Here is a 21,901-nt window from a genome sequence, read left to right on the forward strand (position 1 = left end):
CCCCCCCCCCCCCCCCCCCCCCCCCCCCCCCCCCCCCCCCCCCCCCCCCCCCTTTTAGATGTGTATAAGAGACAGCTACACGCTAGACTGGTCACCCTGCTATGCAAGCGGCGAAATCGCATTCAGCGATGGCAGCCGTGGAAGTTGGAGCATCAACCAGTTCCGGGGCGGTGCGCTGTTCCTGGAGGGCCGGGACAAGACGGTATTGCACTGCCCAAAATGCAAGTTCAAGCCATTTCAATGGTGATTATTCTGGCGTGGCACCACCTTGGCCAACCGCAATAAAAACAGCCGAGTGCAGCGATGGCACATCGGCTGTTTGCATTTTGGCGTTTCGACGTCAGGGTTCCAGCGCCGAAAAAACACCGTCCGGCACGGTCAGAAACTCAGGCCTTCGGCGGCCGATGCAACAGGCACAGCTTGTTGCCATCCAGATCCCGCACATAGGCCAGGTACAGCCGGCCACCGGGCGAAGCCTCGCGCCAGCCGGGCGGATCCTCGCAGGTCACGCCGCCGGCTGCCACGGCGGCAGCATGGGCCGCGTCGGCCTGCTCGGGCGACTGCGTCGCAAAGCCGATGGTCGCGCCATTGCCGTGGCAGGCAGCCTCGCCGTTGATCGGTGTGGAAATGGCAAACGTGCCGCCCGCGCTGCGGTAGAAATAGCGGTTCTTGTTGGCCATGCCCGGCGCAACGCCGAGCGCGCCCAGGAATGCGTCGTAGAACTGCTTGGATTTTTCGAGGTCGTTGACCCCGACCATGACGTGGCTGAACATGCCTGTGTCTCCTTGGTTGATGCGAACCGGGATGTTAGCTGCGGCACGCCGTCCTGCTGTCACCCATGCGCGCCAGCGACCATACTGTCGCCCCCGCCACATCCGGCGGACATTGCACCGATATCGCGATACCGAAACCATGCGCCTTCTTCACACTTCCGACTGGCACCTGGGCCAGCACTTCATGGGCAAGAGCCGCCAGGCCGAGCACGCTGCGCTCATCGACTGGCTGCTGGAGCAGGTCGATGCCCAGGCGGTCGATGCCGTGCTCATCGCGGGCGATATCTTCGACACCGGCGCGCCGCCCAGCTATGCGCGCGAGCTGTACAGCCAGCTGGTGGTGCGCCTGCATGCGGCGGGCGTGGCCCTGTTGCTGCTGGGCGGCAACCACGACTCCGTGGCCACGCTGGCAGAGAACCGCGAGCTGCTGGCCTGCCTGGACACCACCGTGGTTGCCGCCGTGGGCGAGACGGCCAGCCACGTGGTCGAGCTGCCGCTGCGGCGCCGGCCGGGGCAGCCGGCCGCGCCCGGCTGCATCGTCTGCGCCCTGCCCTTCATGCGCCCGCGCGACCTGGTGCTGAGCCAGCCCGGCCAAAGCGCCGAGCAAAAGCAGCAGGCGCTGCAGGCCGCCATCGAGTCCTGCTACCGCAGCGTGCACGACGCCGCCATGGCGCGCCGTGACGCGCTGGCCGCCGCATCCGCCCAGCGCCTGCCCATCATCGCCACGGGCCATCTCACCACCGTGGGCGCCAGCAGCAGCGAGTCCGTGCGCGAGATCTACGTGGGATCGCTGGACGCCTTCCCCACCTCGGCCTTTCCGCCCGCCGACTACGTGGCGCTGGGCCACATCCACCAGCCGCAGAAAGTGGGCGGCCTGGAGCACATCCGCTACAGCGGCTCGCCCATTGCGCTGAGCTTTGACGAGGCCCGCCAGTCCAAGCAGATGCTGCTGGTGGACCTGGGCCCCGAAGGGCTGCAGGCCGTCACGCCGCTGCCCGTGCCCTGCTTTCAGCCCATGGCCTCGGTGGCAGGCAGCCTGACCGCCTTGCCGGATCTGATGCGCGCCGCCGCCCAGGCCGGCAGCCCTGCACGGCCCGTGTGGTTGGAGGTGGTGGTGGAGCAGGACGACTACCTGCCCCAGCTCACCGACCGCGTGCAGGCCCTGGCCGATGAGCTGCCCGTGGAACTGCTGCGCGTGCGGCGCCAGCGCGGCCGGGCGGTGGCCGGCATGGCCGCTGCCGCTGGCGAGTCGCTGCACGAGATCAGCCCCGCCGACGTCTTCGAGCGCCGCCTGGCGCTGGAAACACTGGAGCCCGGCCTGGCCCAGGCCCTCACCCGGCGCTACCAGGAGGTGGTGGCCGGGCTCGATGCGCCCCAGCCAGGCGCCGGCGAACACGGCGAGGAGGCCCGCGCATGAAGATCCTTACGCTGCGGCTCAAGAACCTCAACTCGCTCAAGGGCGAATGGCGCATCGATTTCACGCAGGCACCGTTCGCGGGCAACGGCCTGTTCGCCATCACCGGGGCCACGGGCGCGGGCAAGTCCACCCTGCTCGATGCCATCTGCCTAGCGCTGTACCACCAGACACCCAGGCTGAACAACATCTCGGCATCGGCCAACGACCTCATGACGCGCCACACGGCCGACTGTCTGGCCGAGGTCGAATTCGAGGTCAAGGGGCAGGTCTACCGCGCCTTCTGGAGCCAGCGCCGCGCACGCGACAGGCTCGATGGCGCACTGCAGGCGCCCAAGGTGGAACTGGCCCGGGGCGACGGCAGCATCCTCAGCAGCCAGACGCGCGACAAGCTGGAGCAGACCGCCGCCATCACCGGCCTGGACTTCGAGCGCTTCACCAAGTCCATGCTGCTGGCCCAGGGCGGCTTTGCGGCTTTTCTGCAAGCCAATGCCAATGAGCGCGCCGGCCTGCTGGAAGAGCTGACAGGCACCGAGATCTACGGCCTGATCTCGCAGAAAGTCTTCGAACGCGCCCGCGATGCGCGCCAGCGCCTGGACCAGCTCAAGGCCCAGGCCGATGGCGTGGAGTTGCTGACGCCTGAGGCGCGCGATGCCCTGCAGGCCCAGGCCGACACCCTGGTGACGGAGCAGGCCACATTGCAGACCGACTACCTGCGCACCCAGGCCCAGCACCAATGGCAGCAGCAACTGGCCCAGGCCATCCAGACACTGCAGGCCGCCGGCACCGGGTGCGCAAACGCCGCCCAGGCACTGGAGCAGGCCGCGCCCGAACTGGAAAGACTGGCCAACGACGAGCCTGCTCAAGCACTGCAACCGCTGCACCAGGCCTGGCAGCGCAGCACCTCCGCCTGCGATGACAGCCGCCAGCAACTGCAGCAACTGCGCGAGCACGAACAGCAAACCCAGGCCCGGCTGCTGCTGCAGCACCGCCATGCCCAGGCCCTGTCCGCCCGCCTGGCCCAGGCTGCGCAAGACACCCTGGCCCGCCAGCAGGCCGAGCACCAAACGCTGGAACAGTTCTGCACCCACCATGCCGCCCATGCCCTGCTGGGCGAGCGCCTGGGCAGCTGGCGCCAGCAATTCAAGCTGCGCGCCAGCCAGCAACAGCAAGCGGCCAGCCAGCAGCAGGCCCTGCGCAAGCTGGATGCCGAACTGGCCCGCATGGCGCAAAGCGCCGAAGCCGGCGCGGCCCAGGTCCAAGCCGCCACCGACGCCCAGGCTCGCGCCAGCGCCGCACTGCAGCATGCGCAGGACGAACAGGCGCAGCGCCTTCAAGGCAGCGGCGGCATGGCCGAGTTGCGCGCGCGCGAGCAGGCAGAGCAGGACCGCCTGCACCTGTGGCGCCAGGCAGAAACCCAGGCCGCGCAGCGCCGCGAACTTGCGCGCCAGCAACAGACACTGGCCCGGGAATTGCGCGAAGGAACAGCACTGGCGCAGCAGCAGACGGACACCTGGCAAGCCCTGCGCACGCGCTACATAGACGTGCGAGAACAGGTCCGCGACAAGCAAAAACTGCTGGCCCAGGAGCAGCGCATCCAAAGCCTGTCCGAGCACCGCCACGCCCTGCAGCCCGGCCAGCCCTGCCCGCTGTGCGGCGCGCACGAGCACCCGGCCGTGGCCGCCTACGAAGCGCTGGACGCCTCGGCCACCGAAGCCGCGCTGCGCCGCAAGCAGGATGAACTCGACGCCCTGCAAACCCAGGGCGAAACCGCCCGCGCCACGCTGGCCGCCACCACGGCCGCGCAGGCTGCGCGCCAGCGCCAGGCCGACGAACTGGAACAAGACATCGCACGCTGGCACGACACATGGAACGACACATGGCAGGGCCTCACGCAACCCCTGCAGCTCGCGCCAGACAGTTGGCAACAGGCCGACACCCTCGCCGCATCGGCCCAGGCCTGCGCCCGACAGCTGGACACACTCAAGCGCGCCGTGCAGGCCGCCGAGCAAGGCGAGCAGGCCTTGCAACAGGCCAAGGACGCCGCCCAACACAGCCGCCAGTCACTGCAGACCGCGCAAGGCCAGCTTGCGCTGCAGCAGCAGGCCCTGGCCGACCACAGCGCACGCCGCGAAGAACTGCAGCAATCCATCGCCGGCCTGCAGGCCGAAGCCCAGGCGCTGAACGCGCAGTTGCAGGCCTCACTCGGCGAGGCCGGCCACACCCTGCCCGACGACGCCCAGCCCTGGCTTGAAGCGCGCGAAGCCGAATGGCAGCACTGGCAACAGGCCCGGCACGACCTGCAGCAACTGGCCCAATCCATGGCCTTGCAGCGCAAGGAATGCGAGGCGGCCGAGGCCGATGCGCAGCGCTGGAACAAACAGTGGGAAACACAGTGGGAGGCACAGAGAACGGCGCAGCACCATCCCGCCGATACGGCTGTGGCAGAGCCGCCTTCCCTGCCCTTGCCGCCCGTGGAACAGCTGCCGCAGGCCCTGGCCGAATGCGCCAGCGACATCGCCGCTCTCACGCGGCAGCAGGATGCCCTGCAAGGCCAGCAGCAACAGGCCCAGGCCACGCTGGCCCGCCAGCGCGAGGAAGCGGCCCAGGCCGAATCCGCATGGCAGGCCGCCCTGGCCGCCAGCCCCTTTGCTGACGAACCCGCCTACCTGCAGGCCCTGGTGCCCGCACCCGAACGCCAGCGCCTGGCTACGCTGCGCCAGCAACTGCAGGCGGCACAACAGCGCGCGGCCGCCCTGCTGGAAGCCGCACAGCGCGAGCACGCGGATCTGCAGGCCCAGGCCCTGACCGACCTGGCACCCGAAGCCATCCAGGCCCTGCTGCAAACACTGCAGGAGCGCCATACGGCACTCAGCGAACAACTGGGCGGCGCCCGCGCCCAGCTGGCCGATGACCAGCGCCGCCGCCAGAGCCAGCAGGCCCTGTTCGAGCACATCGCCGCCCAGGCCAGCGACAGCGACCTGTGGCAGCACCTGGACGGCCTCATCGGCTCGGCCAAGGGCGACAAATACCGGCGCTTCGCCCAGGGCCTCACCCTGGACCACCTGCTGCACCTGGCCAACCTCCACCTGGCGCGCCTGCACGGCCGCTACCTGCTGCGCCGCAAGCCCGAAGGCGAGCTGGAACTGGACATCGTCGACAGCTGGCAGGGCGACACCTCGCGCGACACGCGCACGCTATCGGGCGGCGAAGCCTTCCTCGTCAGCCTGGCCCTGGCCCTGGCACTGTCCGACCTGGTCAGCCACAAGACCTCCATCGATTCCCTGTTCCTCGACGAAGGCTTTGGCACGCTAGATGCCGACACGCTGGAGATCGCGCTCGACGCACTCGACAGGCTCAACGACAGCGGCAAGATGATCGGCATCATCAGCCATGTGGAGGCGCTCAAGGAGCGCATCGCCGTGCAGGTGCGGGTGGAGAAAGGCGGTGGCGTGGGGCATTCGAGGCTGGTGGTTTCTTCGTGATGCGGAACTGTCACCAAACTGCCGCCCAACGCCTGCACCATCCTGCGAGCACGGCCTGCGTGGCCGCCGTTCACTCCGTTTCAAGGACCGTTCCATGCAAGTGCGCTTTCCCAATCCCTTCGGCCTGGCCCTGCCCGACGCCCAGGCGGTGCGCGAGTACCAGGCCGCGCAAGGCTTCTCCGACGCCTACGCGCAGTTCCTGATCACGCAGAACGGCCTGGACTTCGACCGGCTCGAAGCGGCGCCTGACCGCGAGGTCTACCTGCTGGCCGACGACGAGACCGGCGACAACCACGCCTGGCTGCGCACCCTGCACCACTTCCGCGCAGGCTCGGAGCACTGCGACGTGGAGGACCACCAGCGCGAGAACCTGTTTGCCGCGAACTTCATGGTCATTGGCCATGACCCCGGCGGCAATCCCTTCGTGGAAGTGCTGCACGGCGCCTTCAAGGGCCGCATCGGCAGCCTGGACCATGAGCTGTTTGCGGGCTGCGAGGACCTGGAGCAGTTCCTCGAAGAAATGGAACTGAGCGGCTTTGCCGCCGCCAGCGTGGACGAACAGACCGACATGCTTTGCGACGAAGACCAGGGCCTGATCTGGTTCCACGCCAGCAGCCTGGACAGCTTCGTGCAGCAATGCGTGTTCTGCGACGAGGACGGCTCGGGCTTCGTGGTGGACGAGCCGGGGCTGCAAGAGGATTGAGCCACGGGGCGGGGAGGCCGGTGCTCGTGCGCAAAGGAAACCACTGCGCATTGGCATGACCGGTGGCTTGGCGTTCGCGTGCAGTTGCTCGCAACCGGCCAATCAAGCATGCCAGAATGCCCGGCGCCTTTGCGGCCATCGTCATTGCATCGGGATCAGGCAGCCCGGCCTCTTCGGATTCAGGACCTCCACATGCGAGCAATAAAGCTGACAACCCTGGCACTGGCAGCCTGCATTCCTCTGTGGAGCCTCGCCACGGAAATCATTTCTCAACCCGATGAACGCGCCTTGCGCGAGGAATGCAGTGCCCACTCCCAGGCCGGAATGCGAGACTGCCTGGCGCGCAGGCTCGCAGACAGCCACAAGGCCTTGAAGCAGGCCGAGGAACAGGCAGCCAGCGCACTGGGGCAATGGGATGAGGATGCCAAATATGCCGCACAGGCCAAGGCCAGGCTGTCCGCCTCCGGCAAGGAATTCACGCAGTACCGCGATGCCCAATGCAGCTGGCTTGCTTCTCTGGCTGGCGGCGCAGCCGGCAACGCGACGGAGATCAGGCGCCTGTCCTGTGCTGCAGCACTGAACTTCGGGCGGGCAGCGCAGCTGCGCGATGCCACATCCGAGCTGCCGTTGAAATAGCACGGAGCGCCCGATGCGGGCGCGCCTGAGGTGCGTGTCAGCGGAACTTCACCGGCTGCACCCCCCGGTGCTTGGGCCTGACCACCACGGTGCCCGCAATCTTGTCGTGCCAGCCCTGCTTGCGCGGGTCAAAGGCCACCCAGATCAGCCCCAGGCACAGCGGGATGATGGACACGAAATAGGCCAGGTAGCGAATGATGGCCTGCCGTGTGCTCATGTCCGCGCCGGTCTGCGCGTCCACGATCCTGGCGGCGATGAGCATCTTGCCCGGCGTGGCCTGCTTCTTGATCCAGAAGATGACGACGGCAATGGCAGGCAGCACCCAGGAGATGACGAAATCGGCCGGGCCGTGCAGCAGTTTTTCGGACTCCAGGTATTCCCAGCCATAGATGGAGATCAGGGCCGGAAGCATGAGCACGAGCAGGATCACGGTGTCGATCAGCGCGGCGCCGGTGCGGGCCCAAAAGCCCACGTATTCGAGATCGTCATCCTGCATGGTGCGCCCTGGTTGGCATATGAGGCTGCCAGTGTGCCACCTCGGTGCCCCGCCAGAAATGCCGCGCAAGGCCAGGGCCTGCGCGGCAGGGTTGCGGCGGCCTGTCGGTCGAACTATCGATCGAATACCGCCTGCAGGTCCTTCTGCCCCGTCACGCCGGACTGCAGCGCCAGCATCAGCAGGATCCGCGCCTTGGGCGCGCGCAGATCGTCGGCCATGACGGCGCCGGCCTCGAACGAGGTCTTGCCGCCGCCCTCGAAGCCGTAGCTGGGCATGACGCGGCCGTTGTGCACGCGCGTGCTGACGACCACGGGCACGTTCTTGCCGATGGCGTACTTGGCGGCGTCAAGCATGGCGACGTTCATGTTGCCCATGCCCAGGGCGTCGATGACGATGCCCTTGACGCCACGGTCCACCGCCTGGCGCACGGCCTGGCCGTTGGCGCCGCCGTACATGGGGAAGATCTCCACCTCGGGCATGGTCTGCGCCTGGATGGGCAGGTGCTGGCGGCGCGCGGGGGCGGAGGCGAAGCTGACGCGGTCCGGGTAGACCTCGCCCAGAAAGCCGAACTCACCCGAGCGGAAGGTTTCCACGTTGGCCGTGTGTGTCTTGGTGACGTAGCGCGCGGCGTTGATCTGGTTGTTCATGGCCAGCATGGCGCCCTTGTCGCGCGCCTTGGGGTCCACGGCGATGCGCACGGCGTTGAGCAGGTTGCGCGGCCCGTCGAAGTCGGACACCGAGGCATTGCGTTGCGCGCCTATGAGCACGACGGGCTTGGACGACTGCACGGTCAGGTCCAGCCAGAAGGCAGTTTCCTCCAGCGTGTCCGTGCCGTGCGAGACGATGGCGCCGGCCACCTCAGGGCGGGCCAGCGCTGCCTGTACGGCCTGGGTGAGCTGCACCCAGCGGGCCGGGTCCATGTAGTCGGAGGGCACGTTGGACAGGTTGTTGACCTGGATGCGCGCGTACTTGCCCACGTCGGGCACGGTGGCCAGCAGGTCGTCGCCCGAGATCGCGGGCACGGGCGCGTTCTTGACCGGGTCGATCTTCATGGCGATGGTGCCGCCCGTGGCGATGAACTGGACCACGGGCTTGTCCTGGGCGGCGGCGCTGGTAGCAATCATGGGCAGGGTGCAGGCTGTGAGCAGGGCGAGGGCGGTGCGGCGGAAGGCTTTCACGGGTGTTGTCTCCTTGTTGTGATGTCAAGGAGCATGCTAACCATGGCGTGCGGCCGGCCCGCGCTGCCGGCCCTGCGTGAAACCCTGATGGACAGGCGCGATCAACGCGCATCAACGCGCATCAACGCGTCAAGGCGCCAGCGCGGCCTCGATGTCCGTGGACAGCTTGGCCGGCGCATCCTGGGGCGCATAGCGGCGGATGACCTGGCCGTCGCGGCCAACGAGGAATTTGGTGAAGTTCCACTTGATGGCCTTGGTGCCGAGCACGCCCGGCGCCTCGGCAGTGAGCCAGCGGTACAGCGGGTGGGCGTTGGCGCCGTTGACGTCGATCTTGCCCATGAGCGGAAAGCGCACGCCAAAGTTCAGGTCGCAGAAGCTGGCGATTTCCGATTCGCTGCCCTTTTCCTGGGAACCGAACTGGTTGCACGGAAAGCCCAGCACCACCAGGCCGCGCTCGCCGTACTGCTCATGCAGCGCCTGCAGGCCGGCGTACTGCGGCGTGAAGCCGCAGGCGCTGGCGGTGTTGACGATGAGCAGCACCTTGCCGCGGTAGTCCGACAGGGGGACGGCCTGGCCCGTGATGGAGGTGGCCTCGAAGTCGTAGGCCGAGCGGGGCGCGGCGGCGGTGTCATTCATGCGGGTGCTCCTGGAGTGGAGCGCCCATGGTAGCGCCGGGACACCCAGGGGCGCGCTGGCCGGGCATGGGGATGCGGACTTGTCTCACAGACAGCAGGCGGCCAAAAACTTACCTTGGAAGGCAACAGGCGGGCACATCGGCCCGCCTGGTCCCGTTTCGCTGGCAGGTGTTTACAAGCCGCATAGGCGCATGCCTGCCGTAGTTTCCGTCCCACGATGAAGAGACCACGTATGAACCCCAACAGCACCCCCACGAAGCAAGCCAAATCCAACGCCGGCAACGGCCACCTGGCGCTGGACCCCAAGGCCCTGGAGGCCGCCAAGCACAGCCTGGACGATGGCGCCGTGACCCCGCACTTCGGGCCCTGGCGCGAGGACATCATCAAGCTGCTCAATGACTCGCTGGCCACCGAGCTGGTGTGCGTGATGCGCTACAAGCGCCACCACTTCACGGCCGTGGGCCTGGCTTCGCCCGCCATTGCCGACGAGTTCCTGGTCCATGCCAACGAGGAAATGGCCCATGCCGACAAGCTGGCCCAGCGCATCGTGCAGCTGGGCGGGGAGCCCGACTTCAACCCCCAGACGCTGACCCAGCGCAGCCATGCCGACTACAACGGCGAGACGGACCTGAAGGCCATGATCCGCACCAACCTGATCGCCGAGCGCGTGGCCATCGAGGCCTACAGCCAGATGATCGACCTGATCGGCGACAAGGACCCGACCACGCGCCGGCTGATCGAATCCATCCTGGAGCAGGAGCAGGAGCATGCGGACGAGCTGTCCGACTGGCTGGAGAAATAAGCACTTCCCGCCAGTACCCGCCAGCCCGACAATACCGGGGCTTGGCCCATAGGCAAGGCACCCCGCGCGAGCGGGGTGCCGTTTTTTTGGGCATTCTCTCGGCTTCGCGGAAATGGTCCCGCCCTATCGGCCCTGATGTCCTGTCATCAGGGCCGTCTTGCAATATGCGCTTTTCTTTCAATGACTTGAAGCTGCCCGACGCTGTGCTCGCAGCCTGGCAAAGGCTGCTGGCCAGCCGCATCGGCCAGCGCGTGGCGGCCCTGCCCTGGTGGCACCGCTGGCCCACGCGGCGCGAATGGCTGCTGTTCGCCGCCGCGCTGCCGCTGCTGCTTGCGCTGTATGTGCTGGCCCTGATCCCGTTCACGCCCGGCATCCGCGACATACGCAAGGCCAAGCTGGAGCAGCCCGCCCAGATCATGAGCGCGGATGGCAAGCAGCTCGCGCAGTTCAAGCGCAGCAACCGGCAGTGGGTGAAGCTCGACGAGATGTCGCCCTCGGTGATCAAGGCGCTGATCGCCACGGAGGACCACCGCTTCTACGAGCACCACGGCATGGACTGGCGGCGCACGCTGGGCTCGGTGGTGCACACGCTGCGCGGCGATCCGCAGGGCGGCTCCACCCTCACCCAGCAGCTCGCACGCAATCTGTACCCGACCGAAATCGGCCGCGCGCCCACGCTCAACCGCAAGCTCAAGGAGGCGATCACGGCCTTCAAGATCGAGGCGCTCTACACCAAGGACGAGATCCTCGAGACCTATCTGAACACCGTGCCCTTCCTCTACAACGCCTTCGGCATAGAGATGGCGGCGCGCACCTATTTCGACAAACCGGCCGCGCGGCTGACGGTGCTGGAAAGCGCCACGCTGGTGGGCATGCTCAAGGGCACGAGCTACTACAACCCGGTGCTCAACCCCGACCGCGCGCTGTACCGCCGCAACACGGTGCTGTCGCAAATGGTCAAGCGCGGCGTGCTGCAGGAGGCCGAGTTCGCCCAGCTCAAGAAGCGCCCCATGCGCATCAACTTCGAGCGCCAGGAAGAGCCCCTGGGCATGGCGCCCCACTTCGCGCAGCAGCTGCGCAAATGGCTGATCGACTGGGCCGACCGCAACGACTACAACATCTACACCGACGGCCTGGTGGTGCACACCACCATCGACTCGCGCCTGCAGAACTGGGCCAACCAGGCCGTGGCGCGCCAGACGCGCACGCTGCAAGGCGTGGCCAATGGCGCCTGGAGCCAGCGCGACGGCTGGAATGCCGCCAACCCGCTGGTGCAACAGCTGGTGCGGGAGACCCCCGCCTGGCGCGCCGCGCGCAAACGCGCGGACGGCCAAGGCAAGGACAAGGCAACGGACAAGGACAGCGAGGAAGACACCCTCAAGGCCCTGCTGGCCGACAAGGCCTTCATGAAGCAGCTGCGCGAGGACAAGACCCGCGTGCAGGCAGGCTTTGTGGCGCTGAACCCGGCCACCTCCGAAGTGCTGGCCTGGGTGGGCAGCCGCGACTTCACGCAGGACGCCTACGACCATGTGCAGCAGGCACGGCGACAGCCCGGATCCACCTTCAAGCCCTTTGTCTATGGCGCCGCGCTGCAGCAGGGCGCCACCCCCGACGACAAGCGCGTGGACGGCCCCGTGGAAATCAAGCTGCCCGGCGGCGAAGTCTGGCGCCCCACCGACGCCACACCACCCACGGGCCGCGAGATGACGCTGCGCGACGCCCTGGCCTACTCCAAGAACACCATCACCGCCGAAGTCATGCAGTCCGTGGGGCCCGCCCGCGTGGCACGCCTGGCGCGCGCCCTGGGTGTGCGCCAGAGCCCGCTGGACGAAGTACCCGCCCTGGCCCTGGGCAGCAGCCCGGTGTCACTGCTGGAAATGGTCAACGCCTATGCCAGCCTGGCCCACGGCGGCCGCTGGCTGCCCCCCATGATGGTCACGCGCATCGAGGATGCCGACGGCAAGGTCATTGCCGAATTCAGCCCGCCCAAGCCCGAGCGCGCGCTGGACGAAGACCACGCCTACGCCCTGGTGGACATGCTGCGCTCCGTGGTGGACAAAGGCACGGCCGTGGCCGTGCGCCAGCGCTACGGCATCCACGCCGACGTGGCAGGCAAGACCGGCACCACCCAGGGCAATGCCGACGGCTGGTTCATCCTCATGCACCCGGAAATCGTCACCGGCGCCTGGGCCGGCTTCAACGACCCGCGCATCACCCTGCGCAGCGACCGCTGGGGCCAGGGCTCGCGCAGCGCCCTGCCCATGGTGGGAGACTTCATGTCCCGCGCCCTGCGCAGCCCCGTCATCGACGCCAAGGCCCGCTTCGAGCCGCCCGAACAAAGCCACTGGTGGTCCGACATGGTCGGCCGCCTGCGCGAACGCATGCAGGGCTGGTGGCCTGACCAGCCGCCGCCCGCCCAGCCCGACCAACCCGCCACCCCGGAGCCGGCTCCGGCCCCTGAACCCGCACCCGAGCCCACGGAGCCACCCGGCCCGGGCCTGTCGCCCGGCGAGGAAATCATAGAAAGCACCCCCGCCCTGCCCGCCCCCAGCATCCCCCTCACCCAGGGCACGCTGGGCCCCACGGACCAGCGCGCAGTGCAGGAAGCCACCCCCGCCACGCCCGCCCTGCCCGGCGGCGAAGACGCCCCCGCAGGCACCGGCGTGGTGATCACGCCGATCCAGCCCTGACCCGGCTGGCTGCTGGCTGTTGGCTGCTGGCTGCTGGCTGCTGGCTGCTGGCTGCTGGCTGCTGGCTGCTGGCTGCTGGCTGCTGGCTGCTGGCTGTTCCCCAGCCTACCCCCTTCTGCCCACGCCTGCGTTGGGCGGGATGCGGGGTGGCAAGCCTGCCGAAGGACAGGCTTGCTTCGTTGTCTAGCTCGCCGTGATGTTTGAGTGAAGCGCGCAGCGCGCAACGAGTTTCACGGCGCACCCCGCATCCCGCACAACGCAGGTCGCCCGCAGCGAAGCGAAGGGTCGTGGGCAGTGGGGCGCGCTTCTTTGCCTACTTTCTTATCGCGCGATAAGAAAGTAGGTCGGCCGCCGGGCCGAAACCCGGCCTCGAAAAACAACCACCCGGCAGGGACAAATCCAGCGAAAGAATCAAAGCACAAACCAAGTCACCGCGAAGTCCGCGTATGACTCACATTGGCATCCACAGTCCCAAACACCGTCACCCCACTGCCACTGGACGCCTGGCTCCCCGAAACATCCCCAGGCACCCCGCCCGCGCAACCAGCCAGCCCCACACTCAAGGCCACCAGCACCATCGCGGCCAGCCCACGCATGCCGTACTTCATCGCAATCTCCTTCATCTCCGGCGCAACCGACCGGCACAGCCCATGTTAGCCGCGCCAACCCGCCGCCCCGTGAGCGAAGGTAATCACCCTTCCAGATAAAGCGCAGCCAGCCGCTCGCGTGCAGCGCTGTCGATGCCCAGCGCATCCCGCAGATACCCCTCCATCCCTCCGAAGTCGGCCCGCACCATGTCGGTGGCCGCCGCCAGGTAGGACGCCTGCACGCGCCACAGCACATCCATCACCTCGGCCGGCATGGGAGCGAAGGTGGTGGCGGGGCGCTGGTAGAGCTGGTTGGTCAGCAGGTAGTCCTGCATCACGGTGTCCTCGTCCACGCCCAGCGCGGTGAGCAGCAGGGCGGCGGCCCAGCCCGTGCGGTCCTTGCCGGCCGTGCAGTGGAACACCAGCGGGTCCTGGCTGTCCAGCAGCAGTTGGAACAGCTGTGCAAAGCGTGGCGCGTAGTCGTGCACGAAGCTGCGGTAGGTGTCCTGCATCAGCTCCTCTGCATGGGCGGCCGTGAGGTCGTTGCCTGCAGCGATCAGGGCACTGGCGCGCTGCACCACGGTGGGCTCGACGATGAGCGCATGGCGGGCAATGCCCGGCCATTCGTAGGCCAGGTGGGCGCTTTCCATCTTGCCCCGGAAGTCCGCGCTGCGCGCGAGCTTCAGGCCATGCAGCACGTCCAGGTCCGCTGCGCTGAGGCCGGCCAGGTGGTCGGCACGGAACAGCGTGCGCCAGCGCACGCGCCGGCCATCCAGGCCCGCGTAGCCGCCGAGGTCTCGGAAGTTGGAGGCGCCGTCCAGGCGGATGGAGCGCGAGGGCGCCGGGGAGGAAGCAGCGGCGGCAGCCGCTGCCGGGGTGAGCATTTCGGTATCCATGCCCGCTAGATTAGCCCAAGCATGTGTTGTCCCCGTGTCAGGCCGGCGACCCGCTGCGGCAAGGTGCAAAAGCGGGTCGCAGGATCAGGTCAGGCAGGCGCCTTACGCCAGATGCTTGCCCACGATGCCGGCCAGCTCGAACATGTTCACGCTGTCCTTGCCGAAGACGGGCCGCAGCTTGTCATCGGCGCGGATGACGCGCTTGTCCTTGGGGTCCTGCAGGTTCTGGGCCTTGACGTATTCCCACAGCTTCTTGACCACTTCGGTACGCGCCACCGTGCCTTCGCCGATGACGGCGGCCAGGGCCGCGCTGGGCTGCAGCGTGCCGGCGGCCGGCTTGCGCGCGGTCTTGGTGGCCGTCTTTGCCGTGGTCTTGGCCGCGGCTTTCTTGGCAGGCGCCTTCTTGGCCGGCGCGCTCTTGGCGGCCGCCGTCTTGCGCGGCGGGTACTTGCTGTCGCGCTGCTCGAACTCGAAGTTGACCTTGCCGGCCGCGCCATCCCAGACCAGGAAGGCCTTGAAGCTGCGGCGCGTGCGGTTGGAGACGAACTTGTCCAGCAGGTCGGTCTTGCCGGTCTGCAGCAGCTTTTGCATCTGCTCGCGCTCTATGGGCTGCTGCAGGATGATCTGGCCGCTCTTGAAGTCGCAGCTGGGCGTGGCCTGGGCCAGCGTGGGCACGGCCTTGGCGCAGACGTAGTTGCTGCCGTGTTCGAAGACCGGCGCACCGCACTTGGGGCAGGGGCCCAGCGATTGCTGGCTGGCAAAGTCCACCAGCTCGCCCGTGTCTTCGGAGGCGGCGTCGTCGCCAAAGTCGAACTCGAGCTTGTAGTTGCCGCCTTCCTCATCGTGCACGATGGTGACCTCGGCCACGAAGGGCCAGCCTGCCTTGGAGCGAAAGCCGTCCAGCGGGCCCAGGCGGCGGTCGCGCAGCAGTTGCTCGGCCTCGGCCGTCTCGAAGGTGCGGCCGGCCGGCGACTTGGTGAACGAGAAGCCGCAGCCCGCGCCCTGTCCGTCGCTGCCCGTGCAGCCGTAGCGGCGGTAGTTCTCCTTGACCACGCCGCCGCAGTTGGGGCACGGCGTGGCCAGGGTGGCGTAGTCGCCGGGCACGGTGTCTCGGTCGTATTCCTTGGCCTTCTTGACCAGCTTTTCCGTCATGGACTGGATCTGCTGCATGAAGGCATCGCGCGAGAGCTGGCCCTTTTCCATCTGGGCCAGCTTGTACTCCCATTCGCCGGTGAGGTCGGCGCGCGAGAGTTCTTCCACGCCCAGGCCGCGCAGCAGCGTCATGAGCTGGAAGGCCTTGGCCGTGGGAATCAGCTCGCGGCCTTCGCGCAGCATGTACTTTTCGGTCAGCAGGCCTTCGATGATGGCCGCGCGCGTGGCAGGCGTGCCCAGGCCCTTTTCCTGCATGGCCTCGCGCAGCTCGTCGTCCTCGACCTGCTTGCCGGCGCTTTCCATGGCGCCCAGCAGCGTGGCTTCGGAGTAGCGCGCGGGCGGCTTGGTCTTGAGGCCCTTGGGATCGACCTGGCCGGCGCGCGGCTGCTCGCCGGGCTGCACCGCGACCAGGGGCTGGCCCTTGTCGCCGTCCTTGCCGCCTTCGACCTCGTTGGCGGCCTCCTTGCCGTAGATGGCCAGCCAACCGGGCTTGACCAGGATCTTGCCCTCGGTCTTGAAGCTGTGCTGCTCGACCTTGCTGATGCGCGTGGTCACCTGGTGCTCGGCGCTGGGGAAGAACACGGCCATGAAGCGGCGCACGACGAGGTCATAGAGCTTTTGCTCGGCCTCGGACAGGCCGCTGGGCGCCTGCGTGGTCGGGATGATGGCAAAGTGATCCGACACCTTGCTGTTGTCGAAGATGCGCTTGGTCGGGCGCACGTAGTTCTCGTCCAGCGCCTGCTGGGCAAAGGGCGCCAGGTGGCGCATGCCGCTGCCGGCCAGCATGGCGAAGGTCTGGTGCGCCACGGGCACGTAGTCCTCGGGCAGGGCACGCGAGTCGGTACGCGGGTAGGTCAGGGCCTTGTGGCGCTCATACAGGCTTTGCGCCAGCGACAGCGTGGTCTTGGCCGAGAAGCCGAACTTGCCGTTGGCCTCGCGCTGCAAACTGGTCAGGTCGAACAGCAGCGGGCTGGCCTGGGACGTGGGCTTGGACTCCTCTGTGACCTGGGCCGGCTTGCCGCGCACGGCGTCGGCAATGGCCTGGGCGTCGCGCTGGTTCCAGATGCGGTCGGCGCGGGCTTCCGCATCCTCGCTCTTCTTCCATTGGGGATCGAACCACTTGCCCAGGTACTGGCCAGCCTGCGCATCGAAGGCGGCATGCACTTCCCAGTAGTCGCGGCTCACGAACTTGCGGATCTTTTCCTCGCGCTCCACCACCAGGGACAGCGTGGGCGTCTGCACGCGGCCCACGGTGGTCAGGAAGAAGCCGCCATCGCGCGAATTGAAGGCCGTCATGGCGCGCGTGCCGTTGATGCCCACCAGCCAGTCGGCCTCGGAGCGGCTGCGCGCGGCGCTGGCCAGGCCCAGCATCTGCGCGTCGCTGCGCAGGTTCTGGAAGCCGTCGCGGATGGCCTGCGGCGTCATGGACTGCAGCCACAGGCGCTTGACCGGCTTGCCCAGGCCCTTGCCGTCGGGCTTGGCGCCTGCGGCGTACTGCTCGATCAGGCGGAAGATCAGCTCACCCTCGCGGCCCGCGTCGCAGGCGTTGATGAGTTCGGTGACATCCTTGCGCTTGGCCAGCTTGACCACGGCATTGAGCCGGCTCTTGGTCTTGTCCACGGGCTTGAGGTCGAAATACGGCGGAATCACCGGCAGGTTGGCAAAACTCCATTTGCCGCGCTTGACGTCGAATTCCTCGGGCGCCTGGATTTCCACCAGGTGGCCCACGGCGCTGGTCACGACGTAGTGCTCGCTCTCGAAGTATTCATCGTGCTTGTCGAATTTGCCCGCCACCGGAGTCAACGCGCGGACGATGTCCTGCGCGACCGAAGGCTTCTCAGCAATCACCAGGGTCTTTGTCATTGTGTGTACTCGTCATTCCCCGCAGGAGCTGCATGTCGCAGCCTGCGCTTCTACAATCCATGGCTCACGCGTGTACGTACGTGTACGCGCACGCGCATGTGTGCCTATTCAAGTTATCAGAGAAAACATGCCCCGCACAGCTTTGGCCCCTTCCGGCGGCCGCCGTATCCAGACCCGCCGCTCGGGTGTCCATGGCAAGGGCGTCTTCGCCGCGCAGGATCTTGCCGAAGGCGAGGTCCTTGTCGAGTACGTAGGGGAAATCGTCAGCTGGCAGGAAGCCCAGGACCGGCATCCGCACGACCCCAGCCAGCCCAACCATACCTTCTACTTCCACGTGGACGAAGACCGCGTGATCGACGCCAACTACGGCGGCAACTCGTCGCGCTGGATCAACCACAGCTGCGCACCCAACTGCTACACCGATGAGCGCGATGGCCGGATTTTCATCGTCGCGCTGCGCAACATCGCCGCCGGCGAGGAGCTGAGCTACGACTACGGCCTGATCATCGACGAACCCTACACCAGGAAGCTGAAGGCCGAGTATCCATGCTGGTGCGGCGCGGCCACCTGCCGCGGCACGCTGCTGGCGCCCAAGCGCGGCTGGCGCCCGCCCATGCCCGGCGATGCATTGCCGGCCAGCGCAAAGCCGGCATCGGAACAATCTGAAAAGACAAAGCGGGCCAAAAAGCAGCAGGTCAAAGCGGAAAAGCCTTTGGAAAAGCATTTGGAAAAGGCCCCCCAAAAGCCAAGGAAAAAATCCCGCAAATCCTCCACAAAGGCCGGCGCATGATGGCATCGTCCCCCATTCACTGGCCTGCGGAATCGCTGTGGCAGGCCATCGAGCCGCAACTGGCGGGCTTTTCCGTGGAAATCGTGCCCAGCATCGGCTCGACCAATACCGAGCTGATGGCGCGCGCCCGCGATGGCCGCAACGAACCCGTGCTGCTGGTGACCGAAGTGCAGACCGCCGGCCGGGGCCGGCTGGGCCGCCAGTGGACCAGCGGCGTGGGCGATTCGCTGACCTTCTCGCTGGGCATGCCGCTGGCGCCTGCCGACTGGTCCGGCCTGTCGCTGGCCGTGGGCCTGAGCGTGGCGCAGAGCCTGCAGCCGCAATTGCCCGCCCCGGGCTCGCAGCGCCCACGCATCGGCCTCAAATGGCCCAACGACCTGTGGATCGACGGCGACCGCAAGCTCGGCGGCATCCTGATCGAGACGGCCAGCTTTGTCGGCAGCGCCGCGCATGAGCCCGGCACGCCGCGCTACGTGGTCGTGGGCATCGGACTGAACGTGCGCCCGCGCCCCGGCGACGGCATGCGCACGCCCCCGGCCAGCCTGCTGGAGCTGGACGAGCGCCTGGACGCGCCCACCGCCCTGGCCTGCGTGCTGCCGGGCCTGGTTTCCGACATACAGACCTTTGCCGCCCAGGGCTTTGCGCCGCTGGTGGAGCGCTTTGCCCAGCGCGACCTGCTGCGTGGCCGCGCCGTCAATCTCAGCGATGGCGAAAGCGGCACGGCCGAGGGCGTGGGCCCCGATGGCGCGCTGCTGGTGCGCACGGCGCGCGGCCTGCAGGCCATCACCAGCTCGGAAATCAGCGTGCGCCCGGCTGCTGTAGGCTAGGGCGGGTGACTCATCACTAGGGCCCAAGAAACGACATGCTGCGAATCGCCTTCCTGCTGCTGGTGCTGGCCAATGCCGGCTACTACCTCTGGAACCACGGCCAGCTCCAGGCCCTGGGCCTGGCACCGCCATCCCAGACCGAGCCCGAGCGCCTGGGCCAGCAGGTGCGCCCGGAGGCGCTGAGCCTGCTGAGTGTGGACAACGCGCCGGCCCCCTCCTCGGCCACCCCGGCCACGGCTCCTGCATCCCCTGCGGCACCCGCAGCACCTGCTGCCCCTGCCAGTGGCGAGGAACCCGCCGCACCGGCTCGCCCCGAGAAAGCCGCGGGCCAGCCCACCAGCTGCCTGGTGGCCACGGGCATCGAAGACCGCCATGCCGAGGCGCTGCGCCGCGGCCTCATCGCCCAGGTCGCCAGCGACCAGTGGGACCTGAGCAGCACGCACCAGCCGGGCCGCTGGATGGTCTACATGGGCAAATTCCCCGATGCCGAGTTTCTGGAGCGCAAGCGGGCGGAACTGCGTGCACGCAAGATCGACTTCGACCGCGCAGGCGGCGCGCTGGAGCCCGGCCTGTCGCTGGGCCGCTTCTCCTCCGAGGAAGCGGCCACGCGCGAGCTGACCAACGTTGCGCGCCAGGGCGTGCGCACGGCCCGCGTGGTGCAGGAGCGCCCCGACATCACCCTCTACACGCTGCGCCTTCCCCAGGCCACGCCCGCGCTGCGCAGCCAGGTCGAGTCCATGGGCGGCAAGGCCTTCGAGGGCAAGCCGTTCAGGCCCTGCTGAGCCCCGCCAGGGCACGATGAAAAAAGGCCCGCGATCCTGTGATCGCGGGCCTTTTGCATTTCACTCGCAGGGGCTTCAGAGCGTACGCGGATCGGTGGCCATCAGCTGCTCCACCAGCACCTTCAGGTCGGTGGTCAGGCGCAGGTAGCCGGCCTGGTCGAGATCCAGGGTCTGCTCGTTCATGTAGAGCTTGCGGTTGATCTCGATCTGGATGCTGTGGCGGTGCTCGGCGGGCTTGCCGTAGCGGCGCACCAGCTCCACGCCCTTGTAGGGATGGTTGTAGTCCACGCTGTAGCCGCGCTCGCGCAGGAAGGCGCAGATGCGCTCGGACAGCGCCGGGCTGGCCGTGCTGCCGTCGCGGTCGCCGATGACGAAGTCGGCATGGACCAGGCCCGGGTGCAGCGTGGCGTGGCTGGCTGCGACGGAAGGCATGGAGTGGCAGTTGATATGGATGCTGTAGCCATGGCGCGCATGGGCGCCGTCGATGGCGCGCTCCACGGCGGCGTGGTAGGGCTTCCAGCAGCGCTCGATGCGCTGCAGCAGTTCAGCGGCGGGCAGCTGGCGGTCATAGATGGGCACGCCCTCATCGGTGAACTTCCAGATCAGACCCTTGCCCAGGCGCACCTTCTGCAGCACGACCTGGTCGGTGGTGACGGGCAGCGGCCACTCGCCCTCGATCATGGTGGTGTCGATCTCGGTGGTGTCGCGGTTGGCATCCAGGTAGATGCGCGGGAAATGCGCCTCCACCCAGCTCACACCCAGGCCCGGCGCAAAGGCGTAGATCTTCTCCACATGCGTGTCCTCGGCCTGGCGCAGCGTGGCCAGCGGCAGGCAGGAGCCGAAGTCCGCCGGGTAGACCGTGCCGCTGTGCGGCGAGTCCAGCACCACGGCACTGGCGCCGGCAACGCTGGTGACCATGGGCGGCGCGGCATCGGCCGCGCCGGAGCCTGCCGCGCCGGGCAGGGATTGCAGGAAGTTCTGACTGATCAGTCGCAGGACGGGATGCATGAGGAAGTGGTCTATCTCGGTTACGCATTGCACCGCTGCGCTGCGGCCAGCCCGCCATGAAACTGGCGCGTCCCAGGCCAGGGACGCCGAGCAAGGGCCGCCCCGCAGCGAGGGCGTCGTCCCCCTCCCGCGAAGCGAGAGAGGGGGAAGGCGCGAAGCGCCTCAGGGGGAGCCTTTAATCCAGCTGGATCTGGGCCGTGGCGGCAATCTTCTTCATCTTGGCGACTTCGCTGGCGATCTGCTTGGTGAAAGCGTCGCTGCTGGTGCCGGAGATGTACAGCCCCTGGGCCGCCATGCGCTTTTGCACGGCCGGGTCCTTGAGCGCGGCCGCGATGGCCTTTTGCACGCGGGCGATCTGCTCGGGCGGCGTGCTCTTGGGGGCCACCAGGCCGAACCACGAAGGATCATTCAGGTCGGCATGGCCGGCTTCGGCGTAGGTCTGCACGTCGGGCAGCACGTCCAGGCGCTCATGCCAGGACACGGCCAGGGCCTTGACCTTGCCGCCCTTGATGTGGGGCAGCGAGGAAGCCACCTGGTCGAAGTACACGGGCACCTGACCACCGAGCACGTCGTTGATGGCCGGGCCTGCACCGCGGTAGGGAATGTGCTGCATCTCGGTGCCCGTGCTCTTCATGAACTGGGCGCCCCACATGTGGCCGATGGTGCCGTTGCCGGGTGTTGCGAAGCTGACCTTGCCGGGGTTGGCCTTCAGGTACTTCACGAACTCGGCGAAGTTGTTGGCGGGCACCAGCTTGGGGTTGATCACGATCACGCCGGGGGCCTTGACGATCTCGGTCACGCCGACGAAGTCGTTGATGGCGTCGTAGGGCAGCTTCTTGAACACGGCGGGGTTCACGCCGTGCGTGGACAGCGTGGCGATGCCGAAGGTCACGCCGTCGGTGGCACGCGCCACTTCGGCCATGCCGATGGAGCCGCCAGCGCCGGCCTTGTTCTCGATCACCACGGCCTGGCCGCCCAGCAGCTTGGGCAGCACGTCCTGCATGTTGCGCGGGACCATGTCGGTGGAGCCACCAGCAGGGAACGGAACGACGATGCGCAGGGGACGGGAGGTGTCCTGGGCGAAGGACATTCCAGGAACGACAGAAGAAGCGGCGATGGAAGCAAGGAAATGACGTCGTTGCATAGGATCTTTCTTACAAACAAGTTCAGATTAAAAGAAATCT

At 67.5% G+C, this 21,901-nt stretch carries 17 protein-coding genes; 9 read left to right on the plus strand and 8 right to left on the minus strand.

Annotation, left to right across the window (positions count from 1 at the left end; genetic code table 11):
- Positions 1 to 386: 386 nt before the first annotated feature.
- A complete protein-coding gene (locus JHD82_RS19330; protein ID WP_154836116.1) occupies positions 387 to 773 on the minus strand; it encodes a VOC family protein in 387 nt (128 codons plus the stop codon).
- A 139-nt stretch (positions 774 to 912) separates the two neighbouring features.
- Between JHD82_RS19330 and sbcD the strand changes: the two genes are divergently transcribed.
- The 4 genes from sbcD (at position 913) to JHD82_RS19350 (ending at position 7,011) form a co-directional block, all read left to right on the plus strand.
- Complete coding sequence (sbcD, locus tag JHD82_RS19335) at positions 913 to 2,190, plus strand: exonuclease subunit SbcD (RefSeq protein ID WP_199138190.1); 1,278 nt, start codon at positions 913 to 915, stop codon at positions 2,188 to 2,190.
- Entirely contained in the window at positions 2,187 to 5,672 is a 3,486-nt protein-coding gene (locus JHD82_RS19340; protein WP_199138192.1) for an AAA family ATPase, read from the plus strand. Before sbcD ends, JHD82_RS19340 begins: the two co-directional genes overlap by 4 nt.
- A 94-nt stretch (positions 5,673 to 5,766) precedes the next feature.
- A complete protein-coding gene (locus JHD82_RS19345; protein WP_199138194.1) occupies positions 5,767 to 6,375 on the plus strand; it encodes a hypothetical protein in 609 nt (202 codons plus the stop codon).
- Positions 6,376 to 6,453: 78 nt separating this feature from the next.
- On the plus strand, positions 6,454 to 7,011 hold the full coding sequence (locus tag JHD82_RS19350) for a lysozyme inhibitor LprI family protein (protein WP_307838106.1): 558 nt from the start codon (positions 6,454 to 6,456) through the stop codon (positions 7,009 to 7,011).
- Between the two features lie 37 nt (positions 7,012 to 7,048).
- Here JHD82_RS19350 and JHD82_RS19355 read toward each other — a convergent pair whose 3' ends face one another.
- The 3 genes from JHD82_RS19355 to JHD82_RS19365 all read right to left on the minus strand — a co-directional run bounded on the left by JHD82_RS19355 (position 7,049) and on the right by JHD82_RS19365 (position 9,321).
- The gene (locus JHD82_RS19355) at positions 7,049 to 7,507 is read right to left on the minus strand and encodes an RDD family protein (protein ID WP_012202823.1); all 459 of its coding nucleotides are present in this window, start codon (positions 7,505 to 7,507) and stop codon (positions 7,049 to 7,051) included.
- Between the two features lie 113 nt (positions 7,508 to 7,620).
- The gene (locus JHD82_RS19360; protein WP_016452086.1) at positions 7,621 to 8,685 is read right to left on the minus strand and encodes an asparaginase; all 1,065 of its coding nucleotides are present in this window, start codon (positions 8,683 to 8,685) and stop codon (positions 7,621 to 7,623) included.
- Positions 8,686 to 8,814: 129 nt separating this feature from the next.
- On the minus strand, positions 8,815 to 9,321 hold the full coding sequence (locus JHD82_RS19365; protein ID WP_096914692.1) for a glutathione peroxidase: 507 nt from the start codon (positions 9,319 to 9,321) through the stop codon (positions 8,815 to 8,817).
- Between the two features lie 231 nt (positions 9,322 to 9,552).
- On the opposite strand from JHD82_RS19365, the gene JHD82_RS19370 reads away from it, so the two are divergent.
- Together JHD82_RS19370 and JHD82_RS19375 are read left to right on the plus strand one after the other, a co-directional pair.
- Complete coding sequence (locus JHD82_RS19370) at positions 9,553 to 10,122, plus strand: bacterioferritin (RefSeq protein ID WP_034389809.1); 570 nt, start codon at positions 9,553 to 9,555, stop codon at positions 10,120 to 10,122.
- A 164-nt stretch (positions 10,123 to 10,286) separates the two neighbouring features.
- Complete coding sequence (locus tag JHD82_RS19375) at positions 10,287 to 12,812, plus strand: penicillin-binding protein 1A (RefSeq protein ID WP_199138203.1); 2,526 nt, start codon at positions 10,287 to 10,289, stop codon at positions 12,810 to 12,812.
- 691 nt (positions 12,813 to 13,503) lie between these two features.
- Here JHD82_RS19375 and JHD82_RS19380 read toward each other — a convergent pair.
- Complete coding sequence (locus JHD82_RS19380) at positions 13,504 to 14,283, minus strand: tyrosine-protein phosphatase (protein ID WP_043780624.1); 780 nt, start codon at positions 14,281 to 14,283, stop codon at positions 13,504 to 13,506.
- 114 nt (positions 14,284 to 14,397) lie between these two features.
- Complete coding sequence (locus JHD82_RS19385) at positions 14,398 to 17,310, minus strand: DNA topoisomerase III (RefSeq protein WP_199138206.1); 2,913 nt, start codon at positions 17,308 to 17,310, stop codon at positions 14,398 to 14,400.
- Positions 17,311 to 17,437: 127 nt separating this feature from the next.
- On the opposite strand from JHD82_RS19385, the gene JHD82_RS19390 reads away from it, so the two are divergent.
- The 3 genes from JHD82_RS19390 to JHD82_RS19400 are packed head-to-tail and all read left to right on the plus strand — an operon-like array spanning position 17,438 to position 19,709.
- Complete coding sequence (locus tag JHD82_RS19390; RefSeq protein ID WP_043825378.1) at positions 17,438 to 18,100, plus strand: SET domain-containing protein; 663 nt, start codon at positions 17,438 to 17,440, stop codon at positions 18,098 to 18,100.
- Positions 18,097 to 18,927, plus strand: coding sequence for a biotin--[acetyl-CoA-carboxylase] ligase (locus JHD82_RS19395; RefSeq protein WP_199138208.1), 831 nt, complete (start codon positions 18,097 to 18,099; stop codon positions 18,925 to 18,927). Before JHD82_RS19390 ends, JHD82_RS19395 begins: the two co-directional genes overlap by 4 nt.
- Before the next feature lie 35 nt (positions 18,928 to 18,962).
- Positions 18,963 to 19,709: an SPOR domain-containing protein gene (locus JHD82_RS19400; protein WP_199138210.1), complete on the plus strand. Its 747-nt coding sequence runs from the start codon at positions 18,963 to 18,965 to the stop codon at positions 19,707 to 19,709.
- Positions 19,710 to 19,784: 75 nt separating this feature from the next.
- Here the strand turns inward: JHD82_RS19400 and JHD82_RS19405 are convergent, their stop codons facing one another.
- Together JHD82_RS19405 and JHD82_RS19410 are read right to left on the minus strand one after the other, a co-directional pair.
- Positions 19,785 to 20,717, minus strand: coding sequence for an N-formylglutamate amidohydrolase (locus JHD82_RS19405; protein ID WP_013804573.1), 933 nt, complete (start codon positions 20,715 to 20,717; stop codon positions 19,785 to 19,787).
- A 175-nt stretch (positions 20,718 to 20,892) separates the two neighbouring features.
- Entirely contained in the window at positions 20,893 to 21,861 is a 969-nt protein-coding gene (locus tag JHD82_RS19410) for a tripartite tricarboxylate transporter substrate binding protein (RefSeq protein WP_012202811.1), read from the minus strand.
- Between the last annotated feature and the right edge of the window lie 40 nt (positions 21,862 to 21,901).

The sequence above is a fragment of the Delftia sp. ASV31 genome, from assembly GCF_016428765.1.
GTDB classification, from domain to species: domain Bacteria; phylum Pseudomonadota; class Gammaproteobacteria; order Burkholderiales; family Burkholderiaceae_C; genus Comamonas; species Comamonas acidovorans.

Excerpts from the sequence above, each read along its gene's own strand:
- JHD82_RS19405 (WP_013804573.1), bottom strand. The coding sequence starts at position 20,717 with ATGCATCCCGTCCTGCGACTGATCAGTCAGAACTTCCTGCAATCCCTG.
- JHD82_RS19385 (WP_199138206.1), bottom strand. The coding sequence starts at position 17,310 with ATGACAAAGACCCTGGTGATTGCTGAGAAGCCTTCGGTCGCGCAGGAC.
- JHD82_RS19355 (WP_012202823.1), bottom strand. The coding sequence starts at position 7,507 with ATGCAGGATGACGATCTCGAATACGTGGGCTTTTGGGCCCGCACCGGC.
- JHD82_RS19330 (WP_154836116.1), bottom strand. The coding sequence starts at position 773 with ATGTTCAGCCACGTCATGGTCGGGGTCAACGACCTCGAAAAATCCAAG.
- JHD82_RS19400 (WP_199138210.1), top strand. The coding sequence starts at position 18,963 with ATGCTGCGAATCGCCTTCCTGCTGCTGGTGCTGGCCAATGCCGGCTAC.
- sbcD (WP_199138190.1), top strand. The coding sequence starts at position 913 with ATGCGCCTTCTTCACACTTCCGACTGGCACCTGGGCCAGCACTTCATG.
- JHD82_RS19375 (WP_199138203.1), top strand. The coding sequence starts at position 10,287 with ATGCGCTTTTCTTTCAATGACTTGAAGCTGCCCGACGCTGTGCTCGCA.
- JHD82_RS19365 (WP_096914692.1), bottom strand. The coding sequence starts at position 9,321 with ATGAATGACACCGCCGCCGCGCCCCGCTCGGCCTACGACTTCGAGGCC.
- JHD82_RS19410 (WP_012202811.1), bottom strand. The coding sequence starts at position 21,861 with ATGCAACGACGTCATTTCCTTGCTTCCATCGCCGCTTCTTCTGTCGTT.
- JHD82_RS19345 (WP_199138194.1), top strand. The coding sequence starts at position 5,767 with ATGCAAGTGCGCTTTCCCAATCCCTTCGGCCTGGCCCTGCCCGACGCC.
- JHD82_RS19370 (WP_034389809.1), top strand. The coding sequence starts at position 9,553 with ATGAACCCCAACAGCACCCCCACGAAGCAAGCCAAATCCAACGCCGGC.
- JHD82_RS19380 (WP_043780624.1), bottom strand. The coding sequence starts at position 14,283 with ATGCTCACCCCGGCAGCGGCTGCCGCCGCTGCTTCCTCCCCGGCGCCC.
- JHD82_RS19390 (WP_043825378.1), top strand. The coding sequence starts at position 17,438 with ATGCCCCGCACAGCTTTGGCCCCTTCCGGCGGCCGCCGTATCCAGACC.
- JHD82_RS19395 (WP_199138208.1), top strand. The coding sequence starts at position 18,097 with ATGATGGCATCGTCCCCCATTCACTGGCCTGCGGAATCGCTGTGGCAG.
- JHD82_RS19340 (WP_199138192.1), top strand. The coding sequence starts at position 2,187 with ATGAAGATCCTTACGCTGCGGCTCAAGAACCTCAACTCGCTCAAGGGC.